Origin of the sequence: Flavobacterium facile (assembly GCF_036321945.1) — a bacterium.
Classification (GTDB): Bacteria; Bacteroidota; Bacteroidia; order Flavobacteriales; family Flavobacteriaceae; genus Flavobacterium; species Flavobacterium facile.
Window position 1 is genome coordinate 53152 of sequence record NZ_JAZAYT010000024.1, and the last position, 8404, is coordinate 61555.

Annotated in this window: 8 protein-coding genes and 1 rRNA gene; 4 read left to right on the forward strand and 5 right to left on the reverse strand. The window is 30.7% G+C overall.

Translation table 11 applies throughout. The annotated features are described in order from the left end of the window. Positions 1–68 precede the first annotated feature (68 nt). Positions 69–1064 (forward strand): energy transducer TonB, encoded by a 996-nt coding sequence (locus UEQ13_RS01410; RefSeq protein ID WP_329804568.1) that lies wholly within the window; start codon positions 69–71, stop codon positions 1062–1064. An 82-nt stretch (positions 1065–1146) separates the two neighbouring features. Continuing rightward, complete coding sequence (gene pepT / locus UEQ13_RS01415; RefSeq protein ID WP_329804569.1) at positions 1147–2394, forward strand: peptidase T; 1248 nt, start codon at positions 1147–1149, stop codon at positions 2392–2394. A 136-nt stretch (positions 2395–2530) separates the two neighbouring features. Here the strand turns inward: pepT and yajC are convergent, their stop codons facing one another. The 4 genes from yajC to UEQ13_RS01435 form a co-directional block, all read right to left on the reverse strand. Continuing rightward, the gene (gene yajC, locus UEQ13_RS01420) at positions 2531–2803 is read right to left on the reverse strand and encodes a preprotein translocase subunit YajC (RefSeq protein WP_329804570.1); all 273 of its coding nucleotides are present in this window, start codon (positions 2801–2803) and stop codon (positions 2531–2533) included. A gap of 4 nt (positions 2804–2807) precedes the next feature. Continuing rightward, a complete protein-coding gene (locus UEQ13_RS01425) occupies positions 2808–3251 on the reverse strand; it encodes a DUF1573 domain-containing protein (protein WP_329804571.1) in 444 nt (147 codons plus the stop codon). 11 nt (positions 3252–3262) lie between these two features. Further along, positions 3263–4204, reverse strand: coding sequence for a transcription antitermination factor NusB (gene nusB, locus UEQ13_RS01430; RefSeq protein ID WP_329804572.1), 942 nt, complete (start codon positions 4202–4204; stop codon positions 3263–3265). 81 nt (positions 4205–4285) lie between these two features. After that, positions 4286–5392: a Glu/Leu/Phe/Val family dehydrogenase gene (locus tag UEQ13_RS01435; RefSeq protein WP_329804573.1), complete on the reverse strand. Its 1107-nt coding sequence runs from the start codon at positions 5390–5392 to the stop codon at positions 4286–4288. A 175-nt stretch (positions 5393–5567) separates the two neighbouring features. Here UEQ13_RS01435 and UEQ13_RS01440 point away from each other — a divergent pair, with 175 nt between their 5' ends. Both UEQ13_RS01440 and UEQ13_RS01445 read left to right on the forward strand, forming a co-directional pair. Then, complete coding sequence (locus tag UEQ13_RS01440; RefSeq protein WP_329804574.1) at positions 5568–7331, forward strand: ABC transporter ATP-binding protein; 1764 nt, start codon at positions 5568–5570, stop codon at positions 7329–7331. A gap of 71 nt (positions 7332–7402) precedes the next feature. Continuing rightward, positions 7403–7789, forward strand: a complete 387-nt coding sequence (locus UEQ13_RS01445) for a PUR family DNA/RNA-binding protein (protein WP_329804575.1) — start codon at positions 7403–7405, stop codon at positions 7787–7789. Between the two features lie 496 nt (positions 7790–8285). Here the strand turns inward: UEQ13_RS01445 and rrf are convergent. Further along, positions 8286–8395: ribosomal RNA gene (rrf, locus tag UEQ13_RS01450) — 5S ribosomal RNA — on the reverse strand. Positions 8396–8404 lie beyond the last annotated feature (9 nt).

Consider the following 8404-nt stretch of genomic DNA (forward strand, 5'->3'; position numbering starts at 1 on the left):
TTGACGTAGTTTTTTTGTTTCAACAATTTTTATTACATTTATTCGTTATTATAACATAAATTTATTGAATGAGAAAATCTATAAAAATATTAAAATTCATTAATGATCACGGCTCAATGTTGCTTCTTATATTAGCGGTATTAGCTGTAATTTTATATTTTCTTGTTCAGTACTTAAAAAAACAGGATTTCTCAGATTCTAAAAAATCGCTTATCATAACTTTTTATTCTTTTGGAAGTATCTTACTTCTATTGTTTTTCCTTCGTTTTTGGCCTCCATATGGTAAAACTGAAATGCTTATCGCACAAGGTGGTGGCGGTGGCGGAGTTGAACTTAATTTTGGAAATACTGACAAAGGTAAAGGCGATGATTATTTGAGTGAAACTTTAGAAGTTAACATGAAAGAAGTCGCAGCTCAACCTGTTGAATCTACTCCAGATGAAATATTAACTCAAGATAATGTTGGTGCAGATGTTCCTACTCCACCAAAAACAAATATCAAACCAAAAGATAAAAAACCTACTGAAACCAAGCCAGTGGAAACTCCAAAAATTCCAGTTAAAAAAACCAATAGTGCCTTATCAAATATGATTAAAGGTAATAAAAAAGGTGGTGACGGGAATAGTTCAACGAGCGGAAACCAAGGTTCTTCTAATGGAAGTACCAATTCTAATGGATACTACGGAAATGGTGGTTCTGGCGGTGGCACTGGTGGCGGAAACGGAACAGGAAACGGAACAGGTTCAGGAGCAGGAAGCGGTTCTGGATCAGGTGGTGGAAATGGAAGTGGTAATGGAAAAGGAACCAACTATACTTTATCTGGAAGACGTGTAGCCTATATTCCAACAATTGATAATGATTGCAATCAAGCAGGACGTGTAACTATTGAAGTTACTGTAGACAAATCTGGGAAAACCATTTCTGCTGTGAATGGAAAAGGTTCAACTGGAGATGCTTGTTTAATTGCATTGGCAAGAAAATATGCTTTACAAACCAAATGGCAACCAAGTGAATCTGCAGCTGATAAGCAAACTGGAAATATTACTTATAATTTTTCGTTTTAAATATTCATAAATCTTACTTCGTACTTCGTAAATCATACTTCGTACTTTTTACTATATTTGCATCTCTTAAAAATACTAAAAAATGCAACATATAATTGATCGTTTTATTGGATACGTAACTGTTGATACAGAATCAGATCCAGAATCAAACACTACACCAAGCACAGCTAAACAATGGGATTTAGCCAATAAATTAGTTGAAGAATTAAAACAAATTGGTTTAACAGACGCATCTATTGATGACAAATCATACGTGATGGCGACTTTACCAAGTAATTTAGATTACGAAGTGCCAACAATTGGTTTTGTTTCTCACTTTGATACGACTCCAGATTTTACTGGAAAAGACGTAAAACCTCAAATCATAAAAAATTATGATGGTGGTGATATCGTTTTAAATGCAGAAAAAAACATCATTCTTTCTCCTTCTTATTTTAAAGATTTGTTGTTATACAAAGGTCAAACTTTAATTACAACTGATGGAACGACTTTATTAGGAGCTGACGACAAAGCAGGAATTACAGAAATTATGACTGCGATGGAATTTTTAGTTCAAAATCCACAGATTAAACACGGAACGTTAAAAGTATGTTTTACTCCAGATGAAGAAATTGGTCGTGGTGCTGATCATTTTGATGTTGAAAAATTCGGTGCGGATTGGGCTTATACGATGGACGGAAGTCAAATCGGAGAATTAGAATATGAAAACTTTAATGCTGCTGGTGTAAAAATCAGATTCAACGGAAAAAGCGTTCATCCTGGTTATGCCAAAGGAAAAATGATCAACTCCATGCTTTTAGCGAATAAGTTTATCAATAAATTACCAAAAGACGAAACTCCAGAAACGACTAAAAATTACGAAGGTTTTTATCACGTAACGAATATTCAAGGAAGTATTGAAGATACTTTAGTACAATTGATTATTAGAGATCATAACCGTAAGAAATTCGAAAAACGAAAAGAATACGTAGAAGAAGTTGTGGCAAAAATCAACAAAAAATACAAAAAACAATTTGGTGAAGATATTGCAGTTTTAGAAATCAAAGACCAATATTACAACATGCGCGAAAAAGTAGAACCAGTAATGCATATTGTGAAATTAGCCGAACAAGCGATGAAAGAATTAAACATCAAACCTTTAATTAAACCAATTCGTGGTGGAACTGATGGTTCACGTTTATCTTTTATGGGTTTACCTTGTCCGAATATTTTTGCTGGCGGTCATAACTTCCATGGAAAATACGAATATGTTCCGGTAGAAAGTATGCAAAAAGCTATTGAAGTGATTGTGAAAATTGCAGAATTAAATGCAATTCAGAATAAGAAGTAAGAATATTTTTGTAAACAAAAAAACCCAAATTCGATATGAATTTGGGTTTTTTTATATGTTTTGTTGTCACTCTGAACTTGTTTCAGAGTCTGCAATATTGAGATTCTGAAACAAGTTCAGAATGACAAATCAACTATTATTTCTTCTCGTTTAATTTTAAACTCATTTCTGCAGAAATAGAACTTTTTTCAATTTTCAATTTACCAGACATAGTTTCCATTACGATTGTAGTTTCAGCAATTTCAGAAACTTTACCGTGAATTCCAGCAATAGTTATAATTTTATCTCCAGCTTTTAAGTTCGCTAAAAAAGTTTTCTCTAATTTTATTTTTTTGTTTTTTGGCATAATGATTAAGAAGTAAAACACTCCTAACATTAACACCAACTGAATAATTAAGGTTGAGTTCATATATTTATTTTTTAGTTTTTATACTTGCTTTAATTTTGATATTTTCTATAACTTTTTCCGTATTACAAGTAACCATAATGGTTTTAGTTACTTCACCTGATTTACCGTTGGAATCGAATTTTACACTAATTGGCGCTGATTTACCTGGTTCAATTGCTTCTTTTGTTACTTCTGGAACCGTACAACCACAAGAACCATGTGCGTCAACAATATATAAATTTTTATCGCCAACGTTTTTTATTAAAAAAGTAGTTTCTACAATTTCGCCTTGTTCAATTTCTCCAAAATCATGAATTTCTTTATCAAATTCCACTATAGTTTTTGGCACTTTTGCGTTATCTTCTAAACTTGTTGTAATAGCTATTTCCTCTGTTTTTTCAACTTCTTTTTTACAAGAAAAAGTGATTAACAATGAAGCAACTACGAAAATTCTAACTATTTTTTTCATCATAATTATTTTTATAATAATCCTCTACCAGATTTTTTTAACTTTTCAGAAGCTTGGAAATCTTTTACTAAATTATCTAAAATCCCGTTGATAAATATACTACTTTTTGGAGTAGAATATTCTTTAGCGATTTCTAAATATTCATTTAAAGTTACTTTTACAGGAATTGACGGGAATTTCAACAACTCACAAATAGCCATTTTAAGAATAATCGTATCCAATTCTGCAATACGTTCTTTGTCCCAATTTGGTGTTTTATTTTCAAATTCTTTAGCGAATTCTACCTCGTTTAAAACTGTTTTTCTGAACAAATTTCTAACAAATTCTTTGTCGTCTAAATCTTTAAAAACTTGTGGTAATTCAATAGAATCTTCGAAACTTCTAATTGATTTGATTTGCTTCGAAAGTAAAGTATTAATCACAGGAATATCATCTACCCAAGTAATTTTAAAATCTTCTAAATAGTCGTATAATTTTTCGTTTGGTGCAATAATTTCATTAAAAACATCATACATAAAGAAAATGTCTTTTTTGAATTCTGTTGTTTCCACAGCCATATATCTTTTATACAAATCAGACGCTTTAATAGCTTCTAATAGAAAGAGAATACAATCGTCGTTACGTTTCCAGTTGTCAATTTTTCTTTCTTCTAACTTATCATAAAAAGCCGCATGATTGGCTATAATTTTGAAAAAACTATTATTTACAAACTTATAATTAGGATTTTGTTCTTCTTTGGTAGCCAAGTGTTTTTTAGAAGCGAGTTCTAAATAGGTTCTTTCTTTCAATTGTAATTCATCGAAAATAGAAAGCATTACTAAATACAAATCTTGAGAATTGTCTATACTTTGTAATAAAAATCTTTCTTCCTTATCTAATGAATCGGATTCGTGTTGATGCATCGCGTAAATGGTTTGCATCACTTTTACTCTATAATGTCTTCTGTTAAGCATGGCTAAGAACTTTAAAAAATTATCCCGAAACAATTTTTATAATTATTTCGGGACAAATTTACAATATTTTATTTTAAAGAATTATTTGTTTTGTAATTCTTTTTTTCTGTCATCAATTCTTTTTTGAGCAATATTTAATGCTGCTTGATGAGTAGTTATATTTTGAACATCTGATAAGTTGAAAATATCCATGGCTGTGTTGTAAATGTTTTCTGTTTTTTCCATTACTTGAGCAGATGTTAAATTTGCTAATTCTGAATAAACATTAATTACTCCACCAGCATTAATTAAGAAATCAGGAGCATATAAAATACCTTTTTCTTTTAATAATTTACCGTGAATTACTTCATTTGCTAATTGATTATTAGCAGCACCAGCAATAACTTTTGCTTGAATTTTGCTAATTGTATCGTCATTGATAGTTGCTCCTAAAGCACAAGGTGCGTAAATATCTACATCTAAACTATATAAATCGTTTCCTGTAAAAATTTTAGCTCCGTATTTTGAACCAACTTCATGTAATCTGTTTTCATTGATATCTGAGATAGTTACAATTGCTCCTTCATTTGTTAAATGTTGCACTAACACTTCACCAACGTGACCAATACCTTGAACTAAAACTCTTTTTCCTGCTAAATTATCTACTCCAAATTTGTGTTTTGCAGCGGCTTTCATACCCATAAAAACACCATAAGCAGTAATAGGAGAAGGATTTCCAGAGCCACCTTTACTTTCAGAGATTCCAGTAACATATTTTGTTACTTCTCTAACTGTATCCATGTCTTTTGTTTCCATACCAACATCTTCAGCAGTAATATATTTTCCTGATAAAGAGTCTACGTATTCTCCAAATTTTCTCATTAATTCAGGCGTTTTTTCTGTTTTGGCATCACCAATAATTACAGCTTTACCACCACCTAAATTTAAACCTGAAATAGAAGACTTAAAAGACATCCCGCGAGATAATCTTAACACATCATTTAAAGCTTCCCATTCGTTAGAATACTTCCACATTCTAGTTCCTCCAAGTGCAGGGCCAAGAACTGTATTATGAATTCCGATTATTGCTTTTAAACCTGTATCTTTGTCATTACAGAAAACAACTTGTTCGTGTCCATCAAAAGAAATTTGACCAAAAACGGGATCTACTTTGTGTAGCTCGTTTGAATTTATAATATCTGTTGTCATGAGTATATTTGATTTTTTATCAATAATAAGATACAAAAATATGTATAAATTATATATAATTGTCATTTTTTATTTTATTTTTACGAATACAATAATTTAACATATTGCAATATAATCGCAAAAAACTACAAAATAATTAACAAAAAGAGAATTACTTTAAATTATATTACTTTAAATGAAAGAATTACAATATTTAAATAAATATTTCATAAAATATAAGTACCGATTTTTATTTGGAATAATTATCACAATTGTTGCTCAAATATTTGCATTATATACTCCAGAATTAGTCGGGAAATCAATTTCTTCAATAGAAGTTTTCTTAAAATCAGGAAATAAAGACACTACTTCACTTAAAAAAGAATTATTTGAGAACATTGCACTTATTTTCGCTTGTACTTTAATTGCTGGTTTTTTAACTTTCTTAATGCGTCAAACTTTGATTGTCATGTCACGTTTCGTAGAATTTGATTTAAAAAACGAAGTCTTCAATCATTACCAAAACCTTTCTCAAAACTTCTACAAGAAAAACAGAACTGGTGATTTAATGAATCGTATAAGTGAAGATGTTGGAAAAGTACGAATGTATGTAGGACCAGCGGTAATGTATACCATAAATACTATAATTAGATTTGCGGCTATTATTATCAGTATGTCCGCTATCAATGTAAAACTGACTATATATTCTTTATTACCCTTACCTATTTTATCATATAGTATTTTTATTTTAAGTAAGAGAATCAACAAAAAAAGCACAGAATACCAACAAAATTTATCCACTTTATCTTCCTTTACACAAGAATTTTTCTCTGGTATTAGAGTCATAAAAGCCTACGCGTTAGAAAAAGACAGAAACAATCAATTCGTAAAACTTTCAGAAATCAGTAAAGAAAAAAACTTGTCTTTAGCAAAAACCCAAGCTTTATTTGGACCTTTAATGGTTTTATTAATCGGATTAAGTTATTTAATTGTGATTTATGTGGGCGGACAAATGTATGTTCGTGGCGAAATAAAAGACATTGGTGTAATTGCTAAATTCCTATTATATATTGGAATGTTGGTTTGGCCAGTAGCTTCATTTGGTTGGGTTTCATCCTTAGTTCAAGAGGCAGAAGCTTCACAAAAACGAATTAATGAATTTCTATTAGAACAACCCGAAATTCAGAATATAGGAAAAATCACAACAGAAATCGAAGGTAAAATCACTTTTGAAAATGTAAGCTACATTTACGAAGACACCAATATTCAAGCCTTAGACAATATAAGTTTTACCATTAATAAAGGAGAAACTGTTGCCATTATGGGAAAAACCGGCTCTGGAAAATCTACTATTTTATCCTTATTAACCAGAATACATGATGTAACTGGAAATTCAAAAATTAAAATTGATGGTCATAATCTAACAGAATATGATTTATACCATCTAAGAAACAGCATGAGTATTGTACCACAAGATCCGTTTTTATTTTCTGATTCGATAAAAAACAACATCAAATTTGGAAAGGAAAATGCAACTGATGAAGAGATTGTAAACGCAACAAAAATGGCCGTTGTTGATGATAATATCCAATCGTTTACCAATAAATACGAAACTATTTTAGGAGAAAGAGGAATTACATTATCTGGTGGACAAAAACAAAGAGTTTCCATTGCGCGTGCTATTATTAAAGAAGCTCCTATTTTAATTCTAGACGATTGCTTAAGTGCAGTTGATACAGAAACCGAAGAAAAAATAGTAAATAACTTCAAAACAATATTTAACGAAAAAACTACAATTATTGTGACGCACAGAGCTTCTGCAGCAAAAAATGCAAATAAAATTATTGTTTTAGATTCAGGTAAAATTGTTCAGGAAGGTACTCATAATCAATTAGTAAACCAAGAAGGTTTTTATAGTAATTTATACATGAAGCAACTTTCTGAAAAAGAAAATGCTTAAAAAATTGTTTAGTATTATTTTTTTTTAGATTTTTGAAAGACTAAACCAAACTAATAATTGAACGAAGGATTATGAATGACAAAGAATTATTAGAAAAAGACATTTTTTCTAAAGTATTGAGAGCAGGAAGAAGAACGTACTTTTTCGACGTTAGAGCAACAAAAGCAGATGATTATTACATTACCATTACAGAAAGTAAAAAATTTACAGAAGAAGATGGTTCGTATCACTTCAAGAAACACAAAATCTATTTATATAAAGAAGATTTTGCTGCTTTCAATGAAATCTTAAGCGAAATGACAGAATACGTAATCAACCATAAAGGCGAAGAAGTAATTTCCGAAAGACATCAAAAAGACTTCAAAAAAGAATCGGATTATTCAGATACACACCAAGAAGAAGAAACTACTACAACTTCCTCAAACAGTTATACCGATATTAATTTCGACGATATTTAATACCAAAAGCACTTTCAAATGAAAGTGCTTTTTTTTTACTTTATAAAATTATTTATTAGGAATATTATCTCATTAAATATTAATTAAGAGATTCTCTTGATTTCTTGGGCGTTCCTCGTTGCACAAGTATTCCTTTTACCACACGTTAAATCTTACAACGAGGTCGTGTGTTCCGCTATATCTTTTATTTTATTGCAAACATCTGGTAATAAAACAAGTAAATTCAGCAAGCAACAAAAAAAAGGATGCCACTCCACCCACTAACGCATAGATTTTCATAAGATATAAACTGCTATAAACAAAAAGAATCTGAAACAAGTTCAGATTAACAAAAATATTGTCCCATCGAGACGACATATAGGTAAAAAAAAGCCTCAATCTAAAAAGAATGAGGTTTCTAAAAGAAGGCGGCGAACCGAACTCGTTTTAAAACGAGTGAACACGCCGTACCAATAACAAAAAAAGCCTCAATCTAAAAGATTGAGGCTTTAATAAAAGAAGGCGGCGACATACTCTCCCACATAACTGCAGTACCATCTGCGCAGTTGGGCTTAACTTCTCTGTTCGGAAAGGTAAGAGGTGAGCCCCAACGCAATAACCACCTTAATGGTTTGT